The 15,605-nt window shown below is 40.1% G+C and carries 13 protein-coding genes; 1 reads left to right on the top strand and 12 read right to left on the bottom strand.

Annotated features, from left to right (window positions below; all coding sequences use genetic code 11):
* Nucleotides 1-183: 183 nt before the first annotated feature.
* Genes GJV03_RS03055 through GJV03_RS03020 form a run of 8 tightly spaced genes read right to left on the bottom strand, consistent with a single transcriptional unit; the run spans nt 184 to nt 7,926 of the window.
* Nucleotides 184-1,050: a hypothetical protein gene (locus tag GJV03_RS03055; RefSeq protein ID WP_154129435.1), complete on the bottom strand. Its 867-nt coding sequence runs from the start codon at nt 1,048-1,050 to the stop codon at nt 184-186.
* Nucleotides 1,051-1,066: 16 nt separating this feature from the next.
* A complete protein-coding gene (gene aroB, locus GJV03_RS03050) occupies nt 1,067-2,146 on the bottom strand; it encodes a 3-dehydroquinate synthase (RefSeq protein ID WP_154129434.1) in 1,080 nt (359 codons plus the stop codon).
* 36 nt (nt 2,147-2,182) lie between these two features.
* On the bottom strand, nt 2,183-2,725 hold the full coding sequence (gene aroK, locus GJV03_RS03045) for a shikimate kinase AroK (protein WP_004725433.1): 543 nt from the start codon (nt 2,723-2,725) through the stop codon (nt 2,183-2,185).
* Nucleotides 2,726-2,761: 36 nt separating this feature from the next.
* The gene (locus tag GJV03_RS03040; RefSeq protein ID WP_154129433.1) at nt 2,762-4,936 is read right to left on the bottom strand and encodes a type IV pilus secretin PilQ family protein; all 2,175 of its coding nucleotides are present in this window, start codon (nt 4,934-4,936) and stop codon (nt 2,762-2,764) included.
* Nucleotides 4,937-4,956: 20 nt separating this feature from the next.
* Entirely contained in the window at nt 4,957-5,487 is a 531-nt protein-coding gene (locus tag GJV03_RS03035) for a pilus assembly protein PilP (protein WP_056517482.1), read from the bottom strand.
* Nucleotides 5,484-6,230 carry a type 4a pilus biogenesis protein PilO gene (pilO, locus tag GJV03_RS03030; protein ID WP_004725428.1) on the bottom strand — a complete coding sequence of 249 codons (747 nt, stop codon included), beginning with the start codon at nt 6,228-6,230 and terminating at the stop codon, nt 5,484-5,486. Before pilO ends, GJV03_RS03035 begins: the two co-directional genes overlap by 4 nt.
* The gene (locus GJV03_RS03025) at nt 6,227-6,868 is read right to left on the bottom strand and encodes a PilN domain-containing protein (RefSeq protein ID WP_004725427.1); all 642 of its coding nucleotides are present in this window, start codon (nt 6,866-6,868) and stop codon (nt 6,227-6,229) included. Before GJV03_RS03025 ends, pilO begins: the two co-directional genes overlap by 4 nt.
* Complete coding sequence (locus GJV03_RS03020) at nt 6,868-7,926, bottom strand: pilus assembly protein PilM (protein WP_004816660.1); 1,059 nt, start codon at nt 7,924-7,926, stop codon at nt 6,868-6,870. Before GJV03_RS03020 ends, GJV03_RS03025 begins: the two co-directional genes overlap by 1 nt.
* A 163-nt stretch (nt 7,927-8,089) precedes the next feature.
* Here GJV03_RS03020 and ponA point away from each other — a divergent pair, with 163 nt between their 5' ends.
* Nucleotides 8,090-10,633, top strand: coding sequence for a penicillin-binding protein PBP1a (gene ponA / locus GJV03_RS03015; RefSeq protein ID WP_154129432.1), 2,544 nt, complete (start codon nt 8,090-8,092; stop codon nt 10,631-10,633).
* Between the two features lie 61 nt (nt 10,634-10,694).
* Here the strand turns inward: ponA and GJV03_RS03010 are convergent, their stop codons facing one another.
* The 4 genes from GJV03_RS03010 to GJV03_RS02995 form a co-directional block, all read right to left on the bottom strand.
* A complete protein-coding gene (locus tag GJV03_RS03010) occupies nt 10,695-11,498 on the bottom strand; it encodes a putative RNA methyltransferase (RefSeq protein ID WP_154129431.1) in 804 nt (267 codons plus the stop codon).
* A 71-nt stretch (nt 11,499-11,569) separates the two neighbouring features.
* A complete protein-coding gene (gene mraY, locus GJV03_RS03005) occupies nt 11,570-12,688 on the bottom strand; it encodes a phospho-N-acetylmuramoyl-pentapeptide-transferase (RefSeq protein ID WP_004725416.1) in 1,119 nt (372 codons plus the stop codon).
* Nucleotides 12,688-14,097 carry a UDP-N-acetylmuramoyl-tripeptide--D-alanyl-D-alanine ligase gene (murF, locus tag GJV03_RS03000; protein ID WP_154129430.1) on the bottom strand — a complete coding sequence of 470 codons (1,410 nt, stop codon included), beginning with the start codon at nt 14,095-14,097 and terminating at the stop codon, nt 12,688-12,690. Before murF ends, mraY begins: the two co-directional genes overlap by 1 nt.
* 9 nt (nt 14,098-14,106) lie before the next feature.
* Nucleotides 14,107-15,603: a UDP-N-acetylmuramoyl-L-alanyl-D-glutamate--2,6-diaminopimelate ligase gene (locus tag GJV03_RS02995; RefSeq protein ID WP_354666828.1), complete on the bottom strand. Its 1,497-nt coding sequence runs from the start codon at nt 15,601-15,603 to the stop codon at nt 14,107-14,109.
* Nucleotides 15,604-15,605: the final 2 nt, after the last annotated feature.

Here is a 15,605-nt window from a genome sequence, read left to right as displayed (position 1 = left end):
TCAATTAGCGCAACAATAAAGCAAAAAATATGCCAAATTTTATTTTTGTTCACCAAATCACTAAAAGATAGTGAAATAAAGATATTCTTTAAAATTCTAAGCGTCTTATAAAGGCATTTATAGCACCATTTTTGTGCAAATATAAAATTAAATAATTAATTCTGCTTCATTTTAGAGCTAATTTTAATTAAATGGATCACTGACTTCATGTTCAGCTGGTTTTTTATCAGCAGTAGCGCCTGTTGGCTCTTTGCTGTTACCTGAAGGCTGTGCACGAGATTGCGACTTTTGTACATCTACCACATTGCCAGATGCATCACGACGGGTAATTGTAGTTTTGGTGGTCTGATTTGCAGGAGTTGAACCCGTTAAAGATGACAATGCTGATTTTGCTTGAGCCAATAGCGTTTCATCAACTACAGGTAAAGGTGCAGATTTTAATTTCACTTGATAGAGTTTATTTGCACTTGCCATTTCATCTGAGCCCAGATCATTAACTAAAGCACTATATTTTTCAAATTGGATCGCTTGTGGATGGATAGATGCTGGCAGTTTTAAATTTAATTGTTGTAACTGGCTCTTGGCCTGATCATCACTTTTAAATAGACCATAGGCTAAAACATATTGCTCTGCTTGATCTTCACCGCTTAAACGGAAATAAATAAAATTTTTACGATCCGCTTGTTTCTGTAAAAATCCCAGGATGACATCTTCATCCGAGGTCTTAAATAACTCTATCGACCAAGCTTTCTTATTTTCTTGAAAAAACTTTGTACCACGAAATTCTGCATCATGGCTGCCCGCAGTCACAATACGTGTGGTCATTTCAAGTGGACGTACTTCATCCATCAAAGCACCTAAATGCGATGTCGCAGCAACTTTTTCAGGTTGAATTTGAACTTGGGACTCTTCAATCGGATTGACCACAGTGACCAGATCTTTGGTGTCGGTCACTGCCCAAAAAACCAGTGCCACCAAAAGACAGATTAATCCACCAACCAACCAAATATATTGTCGAATATTTTGCCAATTTGTACGAATTGCTGCCATTTGGAACTAACCTTTTCTATATCTGATTCGCGAGAATCGCTTGTTTCATCAACTCAACATCAAAATCTTTAGTGATGATGGCTTGGCCGAGTTGTTTTATCAATATTAAACGAAGTTGACCATTTAATACTTTTTTATCATGTGACATATATGCCAAAAATTCATCGAGCGGAATTTTAGGACATGCTACAGGTAATTGGGCACGTTGTATGATTTTTTTTGTACGTTCCAGATCATCGGATGAAATCCATCCCATACGCTGAGACAAATCAGCAGCCATCACCATACCCGTTGCAATTGCTTCTCCATGCAACCAAACCCCATAACCGAGATACGATTCAATGGCATGACCAAAAGTATGACCTAAATTCAATAAAGCACGTTCACCTTGCTCTTTCTCATCATTGGCCACAATTCTTGCTTTATGCGCACAAGAACGATAAACAGCTTCAGCCAATAATTCTGGATTTTGGGCAATCAGCCCATCCATATGCTCTTCTAACCATGCTAAAAAGTCTAAATCACCCAGTAACGCATATTTAATCACCTCAGCCAAACCTGCTGAAAGCTCACGTTCAGGCAAGGTTTTAAGTTGTGCCATATCAGCCAAAACCACTTGAGGTTGCTGAAATGCACCAATCATATTCTTGCCTAAAGGGTGATTAATTCCGGTTTTCCCACCAACACTCGAATCTACTTGAGATAATAATGTGGTCGGAACTTGGATAAAATATACGCCTCGCTGGAAACAGGCGGAGGCAAAACCTGCCATATCACCAATCACCCCACCACCTAAAGCCAAAACCGTACAATCACGATTAAAGCCAGCTTGAAGCAAAGCATCAAAAATCAAATTGAGGTGCTGGATATCTTTATATTTCTCACCATCAGGCAAAACACATGTTGTAACCTGCTTCCCCAATTGTTGAATTGCTTCAACATAGTGCGACAAATACAAAGGCTGAACTGTGGTATTTGTAACAATCATCACTTGATGTCCCTGAATATAAGGTTCAAGCAATTCTTGAGGATTCAAATGACTACCAATAAAGATTGGATAACGACGTTCACCCAGTTCAACATGTAAAGTTTGCATGATTCTGCCAAATAACAATGAATGATAATTTACTGACTAAATAATTTCTTTTGAAACGATCAGTTGCAATATTCTCAGCGCTAAATCTCGCGCAGCACCCTGATTGGTTTCAATAATATAATGTGCAACATCTCTATACAGTGGATCTCGTGCTTTAAGTAGATCCTTTAACTTTTGCTCAGGATTCTCGACTTGCAATAAAGGACGATTTTTATCTCGATGTGTACGTAATAATTGGATTTCTACAGGGGTATATAAATAAATCACAATACCTCTATGCTTGAGATATTCTCGATTCATGGCTTGAGTAACAGCACCACCACCTGTTGCAACCACTAAATTTTTTTTTGATGTGAGCTCATCAATCACGATTGTTTCTCTTGTACGGAAACCTTGCTCGCCTTCTTTTTCAAAAATCCAAGGAATAGATGCCCCAGTTTTTCTTTCTATTTCATGATCGCTGTCTAAAAACTCACGACTTAACAGTTCCGCTAGATGCCGACCAACTGTTGTTTTTCCTGCTCCCATGGGCCCTACCAAATAAATATTTGGTAGGGTTTCCAACTCTTTGCTTGGCAAGGAGTCACCTATCGAATTGCTTTCATTGAAAGTATATTAATGATTTCTGGTACGACTGTCATTAACAATTCTTGGTGTCACAAAGATTAATAACTCTCGTTTATTATCAGACTTTACATCCTTTCTAAACAATCGCCCTAGATAAGGAATATCGCCTAAAAATGGAACTTTAGTCTGACTGTTTTTAGTTTCTTGTTCAAAAATCCCACCTAATACCACGGTTTCTCCATCATCGACTAAGACATTGGTATTGATTTCATTCTTGTTAATCGCCACATTTCCATTCACTATTTGGCCAGCTGAGTCACTTGTGACATTTAGCTGCATTTGCACTTTCCCTTCTGGAGTAATACTTGGTGTAACATCCAAACTAAGCAAAGCATCTTTAAATTCAGTTGTTGCAACGGCACTGCCTCCTGCCGTTTGCGTTGACTGATATGGAATTTGTTGACCCGAAGCAACTTTGGCTTTTTGTTTATCTGCAGTCATCACTTTTGGTGTTGAAATCACTTCCCCATAACCATCAGCTTGTAAAGCCGATAATTCTAGGTCTAACATAAAATCAGACATACTAATTAAACCAAATGCAATCTTACTTGCACCCGCAGTGGTGACACCAAGATCTACATTTAAATTATCAGGGCGAGTAATGGTATATTTACCATTACTATCTGGGGTTTTTAAATCCCAAAGTGTTTGATCACTTCCACCAACCAGCAAATCATTATTCTTGGTAATCCCTTGAGATAAAATGCCCCACTTTACCCCCATTTCTTTGGTAAAATCTGTCGTAGCACGAACAATACGTGCTTCAACCATGACTTGTTTTACCGAAATATCCAATAGATCAATCATTTTACGGATTTTATCAATATTATTTGCAGTATCATTAATAATTAATGTATTTGTTCGTGTATCTGCAACCGCACTTCCTCTTAAGCTCAGTAGACTTTCTAAAGCTAAAGAATCTGTATTATTGGTATTATTCGCCTGCGCACCTTTAGGGTTTCTAGAGTCCTGTAACAGTTTAAGAACTTCTGCAACTTTTGCATAATTAAGTTGAATATATTCAGTTTGAATCGGTGCTAATTTTACACTTTGTGCAATCGCTTTGGCTTCATCTTCTTCTGCTTTAATCAGCTCGGTGACAGGCGCAATCCAAATCACACTACCATTACGGCGCTTATCTAAATTTTTGGTTTTTAAAATAATATCTAAGGCCTGATCCCAAGGTACATCTTTTAAACGTAAAGTAATATTACCTTGAACCGAATCCGCAGCCACCATATTAATACTGGTAAAATCAGCAAGTAGCTGTAGCACACGGCGTACTTCAATATCTTGAAAATCAAGCGAGATTTTCTTACCAGTATAAGATTGACTCACATTGGGACGATTTACTTTATTTTCTACAGGACGCTTTAAACTCACGGTTAATTTATTTTCCGCTTGGAAAGCCATATATTCATAGCTACCCGAAGATTGAATGGTGATTACACCATTGGAACCATCATTATAAGCATCCACAGAAGAAACTGGGGTCGCAAAATCATTGACATTTAATCGACGAATTAAATGTGCTGGAATTTTATTCCCTAAGGTTCGAATAACAACTTTACTGCCCTGTTGTTGCACATCCACAGGTGTATTTGCACCAGACAGATTTACAATAACCTGGCCCTCACCCGCATTGCCACGCTGAAAACCGATATCTGCGATGCCTTGATTTTGTTTATTCAGCGTAGATGCAGATGAGGCATAAGTCGGTAAAGCAGCAGCTTGATTGGCATTGTTAATCTTTAAAATAAAGGTATTCCCTTCAACACGTGTTGTAAAAGAACCACTATTTTTTAAATTTACCGTTAAGCGTGAACGTTGATCATCGGCCGCAATATCCACCGTCGACGCTTCTTCACTTGCCACAGCAATAGACGGCTGATTGATCGTTTGCTTCGCCTGATCAAAATCCAAAATCAGTCGAGATGGATTATCCAATTGATAGGCTTGAGGCTGTGGCGGTAAGCCATTAAACATCACCCGAATTTCTGTACCTTGCCCCGGTATTTTCATCGGTACAATATTGGTCATGGTTGTTTGTGCTGCTGCAACCTGCATAATCGCAATTGACACTGCCGCCATAGTAAATTGACGAAGTTGACTATTCATAAACTTACCATCCCCGTTAAAGATATTTTTCAAACTCTTTTTCATTTTTATTCCTTTATTCCGTTTTAATCTATTGGACCGATTAGAACTAGACTCCGTGGTCTTTCTATATAACCGTCTCGACCATCTGGAACAATTTCCAATAAATCAATACGGGTCGGCGTAATTTCAATAATTCGCCCCTGATTCATGCCCATGTAATTGCCAAGTTGTACCCGCTCAATCTCACCATCTGGTGTTTTGATCAAACCCACGGTCTGACCAACGGCCCCTTTCATACTTCCTTTCAGTGTTAATGACTCCAAAGGATAGCTTTCAAGCGGCTGTGGCTGTCTTGAAAAATTCGGGTAGACGCGCTTGCCTGACATGATTTTCAATTCATTTGCTAATGAGTTTGGCAAAAATGGGCTGCGTAACTGTTGAGCAGAATAATTAAAACTTGGCACTGGATTAAATACTGGCGCAGGTTCAATCGGCAATGGTTGCTGATTTCTAATATTTGCCATTTCTTGATTAACGGCATCAATTCTAGAATCGCACCCCACCAACAGCATCGCAAATGAGATTCCACAAACTATTTTACTGAGCTGTTTCATTGTGGCGTCCCTCCTTGCTGAGGTGTCGTTGTCTGCGCAGCAGTATTGACAGATTTATTTATCTTCTGCTCATCAGCACCGATATAGCGATAGGTTTTTGCTTTAATTGTATAGTCAATCACTGGCACATCAGATTTTTTATCTTGGCTAGGTGTTCCTGTAATTGTGAAATCATGCAAAGTGACAATACGTGGTAACGCCGCCAGACTACTTGCAAAACTGCCGAATGAATGATAATCCCCTGTTGCATCAATCGAAATTGGCTGCTCAATAAAGAACTCCTGCTTCACTTCTGGTTCTAATTTGATATTCTTAAATTTCAAACCAGAACTTACTCCTGTCACGTTAATGTCTTCAACCAGACTCGGAATTTCAGTTTCTTTAGGAAGCTGTTCTAATTGCTGATTAAAATTTGCTTCCATTTGTTGCAATTGCGCTTGATATTGCTGCAAGTTTCTTAATTTAGAATCCTTTTCTTTAAATTCATTTAATAAGTTTTGTTCAACTGTACGCGCTTGATCAATTGCATCTAATTTAGGTCTAATTGCTAAAAAATAGCCAATTGCACACACCAAAAAAAACAAGAATACCCAACAAGTTACTTTAACGGATAGAGGCCAACTGCCATAGTTATTCATATCCAAGGTATTAAACTGTTGAAAAAACTTCTCAACGGTCATCTTGTTCTTTTTTGGAGCATCATTTACAGATGATTCTAATTGCTCAAAATCTTCACGACTCATTTTGCACCCCCAGCAGCTGGAACTTGTTCAGCTTTAGTTGTATCCCCATCTGCAGTCGCTGCTATTTCACCGATATCTACAGTCACAACAAAACTTCCATATGATTCTTCCACACGAGGAATCACCGAAGTCTGTTCTTTATTTTTATTTTCATCTGCGGCTAAGAATGAATTCATAAACGCATTTCGATACCATTCAGAAGCTTCTAATCCACGCAACAATTCAGCAACTGTGTTTGGACTTTCAGCTTTCCCCTCAATGGTAAATTTATCGCCCACACGACTAAATTTTGTGATGTACATTTGTGCAGGGACAATCCGAACCAATTCATCAACGAGGCGAACAATCACAGGACGTTGACCTTGTAAGCCTTGAATCAGTTTCATCCGTTCAATAATGGCATTACGACGTTCTTGTAAACCATCTAAAGTTTTTAATTGCGTATCTAAATTTTGATTGGTACTGGTCACCAATTGATTGGCTTGCTCCTGATCTTCTAACTTATGATCAAAATAGAACCACGCCAATAACACTGTAACTAAGCCAATCAGTGCAACCCCAACACATATTGCAACAAATTGCTTCTTCTTCTGTTCTCTTAGCTCATCACGCCAAGGGAGTAAGTTAATCTTTGCCATTAATCAAAACTCCTCAAAGCCAAACCACACGCAACCATTAAAGAAGGTGCATCATTTTCTATTTTTTTTAAGTCAATTTGTGGTGAAAACCCCATCTGCAAGAAAGGGTTTGCAATCGTGACCCGATAACCGAGTTTTTGTTGTAATAATTTTGCCAACCCAGGAATATTGGCATTACCACCCGCCAATAAAATATGGTCGATCTCGTTAAACTGAGAAGATGAAAAGAAAAACTGTAATGAACGAGCAGCTTGTTGTACCACTGCTTCTAAAAACGGCATTAAGACTTCTGTTTCAAAATCGTCAGGTAAAGTCCGATCTTTTTTGGCCCGACCAGCTTCATCATAAGACAAGCCATAGCGGTTCTGTACATCTTGAGTCAGCTGCTTGCCACCAAAAACTTGCTCTCGGGTATAAATGATCTTGCCATTTTGCATCACAGACAAGGTGGTCATGGTATGGCCGATATCCAAGATACCCACAAGATTTACACCGATTGGTAAGGTATCGGAAAAGACATCAAAAGCACGCTCAATTGCATAACTTTCTACATCTGCAATTTTAGGTGATAAGCCTGCGATTTCTAAAACTTCAACACGAGAATCAATATTCTCTGCACGTGTTGCAACAAGTAACACATTGACTCGATTTGGATTTGCTAGCTTATCTTTTAACACTTCAAAATCTAAACTGACTTCATCCAGCGGGAAAGGGATATATTGTTCAGCATCCATTCGAATCTGAACTTCTCTTTCCTCATCCGACATATCGGCATCCATTTCGATGATTTTGTGAATCACCATAGATGTAGGTACAGCAACCGCAACATTTTGCGATTGAGGATTGCCAATATTGACAGCCCTTTCCAACGCATCAGCAACTGCTTCAGGATTAAGAATGTTTTTTTCAACAACACTCCCATCAAGCAGTGGACTTAATCCATAACTTTCAACCCAGTAACGACCGTTCTTAACAGAGAGCTCTAAAATCTTTACAGTAGTAGAACTAATATCTACTCCTATTAACCCCTTATTTGGCTTACGATATAGTCTAAGCACGATTGATTTCCTATTATTTTTTTATCCCCAATAAATAACACAAACCGACTGCATTTGGTCTTAATTTTTTACAGATACAATATCCCATCTAACAATCCATCACATGAGAAGCTATACTGAACGCAATTAGTTTGCCATTAGCTATTATTAAAACTTACTTGTTATGAAAAAGCTATCTTGTTCAGGTTATATTCATCCCTTTTTTTTGCTGATTATCATTATTTTAGTCGCAATTCCGATGGGCTTTTATGGAATGTATCTATATATTGCCCCATCACTACCAGAAATGAGCTCTTTAAAAAAGGCGCCATTGCTTAAACCTTTGCAAGTTTATTCAGCAGATAATCAGCTGATCGCTGAATATGGTGGCAAGCTTTCGGTGCCTGTTGAGTACAAGCAGATCCCACCGCATTTCATTCATGCCTTCCTTGCTGCTGAAGATTCATCGTTCTTCGAACATAGCGGGATTAGCTTTAAAGGCTTAGGGCGTGCAGTGAGTGAAAGTGTCACTGGATCAAATGTACAAACAGGTGGCTCAACAATTACCATGCAGGTGGCTAAAAATTATTATTTATCACCTGAACGAACACTTAAGCGCAAACTTACCGAAGTTTTTTTGGCACGTAAAATAGAACAAAATCTATCGAAAGAAGAAATTTTATCTTTATATGTCAATAAAATATTTTTGGGTAAAAATGCTTATGGTATTGCTGCTGCTGCAAAAATTTATTATGACAAAAGCTTAGATCAACTCAGTGTCGCACAAATGGCGATGATTGCGGGCTTACCCAAAGCACCATCAAAATACAATCCTGTAGTGAATCCTGAACGCGCATTAGAACGTCGCAACTGGATTCTTGGCCGCATGTTACAACTTGGCTATCTTAAACAAGCAGAATACGAAAAAGCTGTCGCTGAGCCGATTAATCTGAGTATGCCTGATCGCGGCTTAAGTAATCGATTTCCCTATGTAGGTGAAATGGTTCGCTCAGAATTGGTTGAAAAGTTTGGTGAACAAGCAATTGATTCGGGTTATAAAGTTTATACAACGGTCAACAGCAAACGCCAACAATATGCAGAAGATGCAGTACAAAAAGGCTTGGAAGATTATGATCGTCGTCATGGATGGCGTGGTGCTGAAGCACATGATAAACCTTTAAAAGAATTCATTGCTTATGCCAATACCTACCCTGCTGAAGTCATCAAGGTAGGCAGCAATAGTTTTGATGCCAAAATGCAAGATGGTTCAACAGTGACTGTGCCTTGGTCAGGTATGTCTTGGGCAAGAAAATATATCAATGCCAATGCAGTTGGTGGGGCACCAAGCCGCGCTTCGCAGATTGTAAGTGTTAAAGATATTATTCGCTTACGTCCCAATGAAAATAAAACCGCGTGGTCATTGGTTCAAACACCGAAAGCACAAGGTCAACTCATTGCAATCAACCCGAATGATGGTTCAATTGAAGCTGTGGTGGGTGGATACAACTTTTACCAATCTAAATTTAACCGCGCAATACAAGGTTGGCGTCAACCAGGTTCAACCATTAAGCCATTCGTCTATGCACTGGCGCTTGAACGCGGTATGACCCCTTATACCATGGTCAATGACAGCCCTATTACGATTGGTCGTTGGTCACCAAGAAACTCAGATGGTCGTTATTTGGGTATGATTCCTTTGCGTCGTGCGTTGTACTTATCTCGTAATACGGTATCTGTACGTTTATTACAAAGCGTAGGCGTAGAACGTGCGCGCCAATTATTGATGGATTTTGGCCTACAAGAAGATCAAATCCCACGTAACTTCACGATTGCGCTCGGTACCCCACAAGTACTTCCAGTTCAAATGGCAACTGGCTATGCCGCAATTGCCAATGGTGGATATCGCATTCAACCGCATTTCATCAGCCGTATTGAAGATGCTTATGGCAAAACCATTTATGAAGCAGCGCCTGAATATGCGTGTATTCCATGTATCAATCAAAAAGAGACGGTAGTCGATACCCAAGCCATCACCCCTGATGATGAAGTGATTGAAGGTGCAAACCTTACAGTGGATGAGGTTCAAACCCCACTAAGCAAAGAAGAACAAAGTAAATATCGTCAAGCACAACGGATTTTAAAATCACAATCGGCTTTTGATATGGCAAATATTCTTCGTGATGTGATTGTGCATGGTACTGGTCGTGCAGCACTTAAAATTGGTCGCGATGACATTGGTGGTAAAACAGGGACAACCAACGATGCTAAAGATGCGTGGTTTGCTGGCTTCAACGGCAAATTAGTTGCGATTGCTTGGGTCGGTTTTGACCAGCCTTCAACACTTGGTCGTCGTGAATATGGTGGGATCGCAGCGCTTCCAGTTTGGACAGGCTTTATGGGTAAAGCCTTAAAAGACACGCCATCTGCTTGGGTACATTTTGATAAAAATGCCAAAGCACCAATCTCTCGTGAAGAACGTAATCAGACACAAGTTGAAGGTGCTACTCAAAATGAAGGCAATGGTTCATCACCGCCTTTAGCCCGTCCAATCTTTAAACCTGCACCTGTTACACCATCACGTAATTCATCAAATGACTTTGAAGACTTACCTGATGAAGGTTCAGATCAACCGCTCAAACCGAACAAAGTAACACCGCCTGCAATGAATCAAGGCAGTGCAAAACGAGAAAGTGATTCTCTTGAGAATTTGATTAATGAAGTTCAATAATTAGTTTCTCAAATAAAAAATGCCATCAATTGATGGCATTTTTTTATGGCTTAGTTTTTTATTATTTTTTCTGAAAAATATAAATTTGAAAGGCTGCCTTTAACATCGTTTTAACTTGTGCTTCCAAAACTAACCGCTTTTCAGGTTTTGCTTTATAAGCGTAAGGAGTCATCGCAATCAGGTTTTTGAGTTGTGCTTGATCCAGCTCAAACGTCGTTTCGATAATCGGCTGCTCTATTAATTCAAAAGATGCCTGTAATTGCGTGACAAACTTTTGCGGTTCATGGGCTTTAACTTCATCAAACAAGCCCTGACGCATCCCATATAAATGCTCTGGTGCAGGTGTTACCACCATCAAATAAGCCTTCGGCATAAGTACTCGGAGTATTTCTTCTTCTGGGATCGGGCTAAATAAGCTGGTACACAAATCAATCGAATGATCCAAAACAGGTAGAGTCGCTCCTGTTCCCACAATCCATGTTACATCTTTATTGAGTTTTGCAGCAACTTGAACCGCATTTTTTGCAATATCAACCCCAATACATTGCATCACTTGATGTTGCATTGCATCGGTATAGTAGCCTTCACCACAGCCGATATCCAGCAGGTTTTTAACCTGTAACTCACGAATTTTCTCAACCACGGCTTGCTGTAAAGGTGCATAAAATCCACCACTTAAAAATCCACGTCGTGCTTGTACAGATTCAGGCGTATCCCCTGGATTTTTACTATGCTTATGTTGTACTACATGTAAATTTACATAGCCTTGTTTTGCCACATCATAACTATGATTATTTACACAGCGCCAAGTCCGATCCGATAGGCTCAATGCCTCACGACATACAGGGCACATCAACAAATTCATCGTATTCTCCAAAAGATATTTTTAGGCCATAAAAAAAGCCGGCAAATGCCGACTTTTCAAATCACTTTGGCTTAACGTAATTTTAATGTCATTAGACCTAAAACTACCAGCATAATTGTGATAATCCAAAAACGGATCACCACTTGAGTCTCACGCCAGCCTTTTTTCTCATAATGATGGTGCAACGGTGCCATAAGAAATACACGTTTATTGCGCATACGTAATGATCCGATTTGTAAGAATACCGAGATTGCTTCTACTACAAAGACCCCGCCCATAATTGCAAAGACGATCTCTTGACGAACCATTACCGCGATAGTGCCCAGCATTGCACCCAATGATAATGCACCGACATCTCCCATAAAGACTTGGGCTGGATGCGCGTTATACCAAAGAAATGCTAAACCCGCTCCAATCATTGCAGCACAAATAATCACCAGCTCAGAGGTATATTTTACATAGGGAATATGTAAATAATTGGCAAAGCGTATATCACCTGCCAAGTATGCAAAAACACCTAAACCTGCGGCAACCAAAACAATCGGCATGATCGCCAGACCATCTAACCCATCGGTCAAATTCACTGCATTTGACCCACCATTGATTACCAGATAGGTAAAAATAATGAAGCCAATACCCAATGGAATTGAAGACAATGGAATACTCAGATTTTTAAAAAATGGTATCAACAAATCCAGCATATTCGCTGTATGTACGGGGCTGTCTTGCTGAGTTGCAATGATATACAACGCAATACCCGCCCCCAAAGAGCCAACCGAAGTCCAAAAGAATTTCTTCTTGGCAGGTAAACCCGCATTGTCTTTATAACGGACTTTAATCCAATCATCCGCCCAACCTACAGCACCAAAGATCACCATAACAGCCAAGACAATCCATACATAAGGATTGGATAAATCTGCCCAAAGCAAGGTACTGATCCCGATCGAAAGCAGAATTAAAATCCCGCCCATTGTCGGTGTACCCATTTTTTTGGCATGATTTTCAGGTGCATATGAACTGACAGCCTGACCATATTTGAGCGCTTGTAATTTACGGATCATTACTGGTCCCAAGGCCCAACCAATCGCAAGTGCAGTCAATACACTGAGCAATGCTCGTAACGATAAGTATCGAACAACTTGGAACGCGTTCTCATAACCCGCCAAGTGTTGAAATAACCAATACAGCATTAAACTTTCTCCATCAAATCAGCCATCAACGTTTCCATATGGGTATAGCGAGAACCTTTAAACAGGAAACTCATGGACTGTGGTTGATGTGTTGCAATTAAACTTAACAATAAAGGTAAAGCTTGTTCTTGGCTAAGAAAAGCTTGTAATTTTTTACCATATTGAGTGCTTCGCGCACCTTCTTGTGTAGCAGGAGCAAACTCACCTACTGCAACAACAAATTGAATCCCATCCACTGAAACCAGATCACGACCCAACATATAGTGTTGCTGCGCAGCAGTATCGCCTAGTTCACCAATATCGCCAATCACCATCACTTTGATCCCTTGCTGTTGCGCAAGTACTTCAGCTGCTGCACGCATTGAAGTCGGGTTGGCATTATAGGTATCATCAATAAATAAATGCTTGTGCTTATGAATAAAATTCAAACGCCCTTTTGCACCTTGTGCCGACTCCAAGCCGATCACAATATCGTCTAAACCAACACCAATCGCTAAGGCAAATGCTGCCGCTGCTTCTGCATTATGGACATTATGTTCACCTGCAAAAGGAAGATTGACGGTTCTTGCACCTTGAGGCGTATTAAGGGTAAAGATTGCAGACTGTGCGTATAACTGAACATCTGTTGCAAAGACCTCGCCACCCTGTCCAAAACTTAACACTTGCTCAGTGTCTACCACTTGGCGAATCGTATCGGTAAAATCATCCTGAGCAGGAACAATTGCTGTTCCAGCTTGATCAATATGACGGTAAATTTCAGATTTGGCACGGCAAATTCCATCACGTCCACCAAATTCGCCTAAATGCGCAGTTCCAATATTTAAAATACCAGCAACATGTGGCTGTACAAGATTTGAGGTGTAATCAATTTCACCTTGATGGCTTGCACCAAGTTCCATCACCGCATATTGATGCTCTGAACGCAGCTCCAATAGCATCATTGGCACACCAAGATCATTATTTAAATTGCCACGTGTAATCAAGGTCGGGGCTAAACGTGAAAGAATACTCCCCAACATCTCTTTGGTGGTGGTCTTGCCACTACTGCCTGTAAGTGCAATCACTTTTAATTGTGGATGTTGAGCACGACGATACGCGCCTAAATGCCCCAATGCCAAACGTGTATCTGCCACGACAAGTTGACAGATATTTACATCAACAGGATGGCTCACGATGGCAATTTGGCAGCCATTCGCAGCCACTTGGGCAACAAAATCATGTGCATCAAAACGCTCACCTTTGAGCGCCAAAAAAGCATCACCTAATTCAGCATGACGTGAATCAGTCAAAATACGTTTAATTTCACCTTGTGGTGCTTGATCTAAATACCAATAACCTTGAGTTGCTTCAGCAAGTTGTGCTGCTGACCATGGCTCCAAAGGCACAGTACTGGTGGTAGAGGTGTGCATCTCTTATTCCTAATGAGCTGGATAAGCTGAATTGGGTTTATGGTGTTGTGCGTCTATTGCCGATTGCACTTCAACGACATCGTCAAACCAATGACGAACACCATCAATTTCTTGATAATTTTCATGCCCTTTTCCAGCAATCACAACAATATCACCTGATTGGGCAAGTTTTACTGCATATTTGATTGCTTCACGGCGATCACGAATTTCGTGAACCTCATGCTGGCTAAAATCAATTTCATGCTTCATATCGGCAAAAATTTGCTCAGGATTTTCTGTACGCGGATTATCTGAAGTGATCATCACAGGATTGGCTTGTTCCAAAGCTGCTTTGGTCATCAATGGACGTTTACCGCGATCACGATCACCACCACAACCAAAGACGGCCCAAAGCTGATTTTCAACATGACGTTTTAAGGTTTTTAAAACCTGAGTTAAAGCATCTGGTGTATGTGCATAATCCACCACAAACAGACGATCCTGATCACGAATCACCTGCATACGTCCTGGTGCACCTTTCAAATTAGGTACGGTTGCGATAAGTTGTTTTAAATCAAAACCTGCTTGTTCAGCAACAATTAAACTGGCCACCAAATTTTCAATATTAAAATGCCCCAGCAATGGGCTATTCACGGTAAATTCAGCTTTGGCTGTTTTGAGATGGAATGTTGCCCCATCTAGGCTATATTTAATTCCAAATACTTGGTAATCAGCCGCTTTAGAGGTTGAATAAGTCAATACTTTCGGATGTGACAGATTACTGCTTGCCGCATTCATCATCAGATCTGCATGCGCATCATCTATGTTAATCACTGCAACTTTTAACGCAGCAAATTTAAACAGCAAAGCTTTCGCTTCAGCATAGGCTTCAAGCGTCCCGTGATAATCCAAATGATCTCGACTCAGATTACTATATGCAGCAATCTCAATATCACAACCATTTAAACGACCTTGTTCCAAACCATGAGAACTTGCCTCAATTGAAGCGAATTCGGCACCTTGCATAGCAAAATCATGCAAAAGATTTTGTAAATGTAATGCATCTAAAGTGGTATGCGAAGACGCTTCTAGGTTTGGTAAAATCCCGTTCCCCGTAGTTCCCATCACTGCACATTTTTTATTTTGTAATGCCAGTAATTCTGCAATGAGGCGTGAAATCGTAGTTTTACCATTGGTTCCCGTGACTGCAAGAATTCGCGCAGCTTTTACAGGGGATGTCGCTTGTAAATATTGTTTTTGCCATTGTCCCATCAACTGACGAACATCTGGGCAGATCAATGCAAATTCAAAACCTAAATCTGTTTCACTAATAATGGCCAATGCGCCTTTGTCTAAAGCGATTTGAGCGAATTGTGCCGTTTTTTCTGGTTGCGAATAACTGGTCAAAGCAATAAAAATTTGCCCTTGTTGTATATAACGACTATCTAAAGAAAAGCCATTAAATGACTCAGACATCCAAGCCTTTGTATTATCAACTTTATAAATATCTTGAAAATTAATCATTATGG

Origin of the sequence: Acinetobacter sp. RIT698, from assembly GCF_009668065.1 — a bacterium.
GTDB lineage: Bacteria > Pseudomonadota > Gammaproteobacteria > Pseudomonadales > Moraxellaceae > Acinetobacter > Acinetobacter guillouiae.
The sequence above is the reverse complement of the archived record's forward strand: the minus strand, read 5'-3'. Positions and strand labels throughout refer to the sequence as shown.

Bases quoted from the DNA above. Each gene is read 5' to 3' on its own strand.
- pilO (WP_004725428.1), bottom strand. From the start codon at position 6,230: ATGAGTCGTGAAGATTTTGAGCAATTAGAATCATCTGTAAATGATGCT.
- GJV03_RS03025 (WP_004725427.1), bottom strand. From the start codon at position 6,868: ATGGCAAAGATTAACTTACTCCCTTGGCGTGATGAGCTAAGAGAACAG.
- GJV03_RS03010 (WP_154129431.1), bottom strand. From the start codon at position 11,498: ATGAATTTGTTGATGTGCCCTGTATGTCGTGAGGCATTGAGCCTATCG.
- GJV03_RS03055 (WP_154129435.1), bottom strand. From the start codon at position 1,050: ATGGCAGCAATTCGTACAAATTGGCAAAATATTCGACAATATATTTGG.
- murF (WP_154129430.1), bottom strand. From the start codon at position 14,097: ATGCACACCTCTACCACCAGTACTGTGCCTTTGGAGCCATGGTCAGCA.
- GJV03_RS03040 (WP_154129433.1), bottom strand. From the start codon at position 4,936: ATGAAAAAGAGTTTGAAAAATATCTTTAACGGGGATGGTAAGTTTATG.
- mraY (WP_004725416.1), bottom strand. From the start codon at position 12,688: ATGCTGTATTGGTTATTTCAACACTTGGCGGGTTATGAGAACGCGTTC.
- aroB (WP_154129434.1), bottom strand. From the start codon at position 2,146: ATGCAAACTTTACATGTTGAACTGGGTGAACGTCGTTATCCAATCTTT.
- ponA (WP_154129432.1), top strand. From the start codon at position 8,090: ATGAAAAAGCTATCTTGTTCAGGTTATATTCATCCCTTTTTTTTGCTG.
- GJV03_RS03035 (WP_056517482.1), bottom strand. From the start codon at position 5,487: ATGAAACAGCTCAGTAAAATAGTTTGTGGAATCTCATTTGCGATGCTG.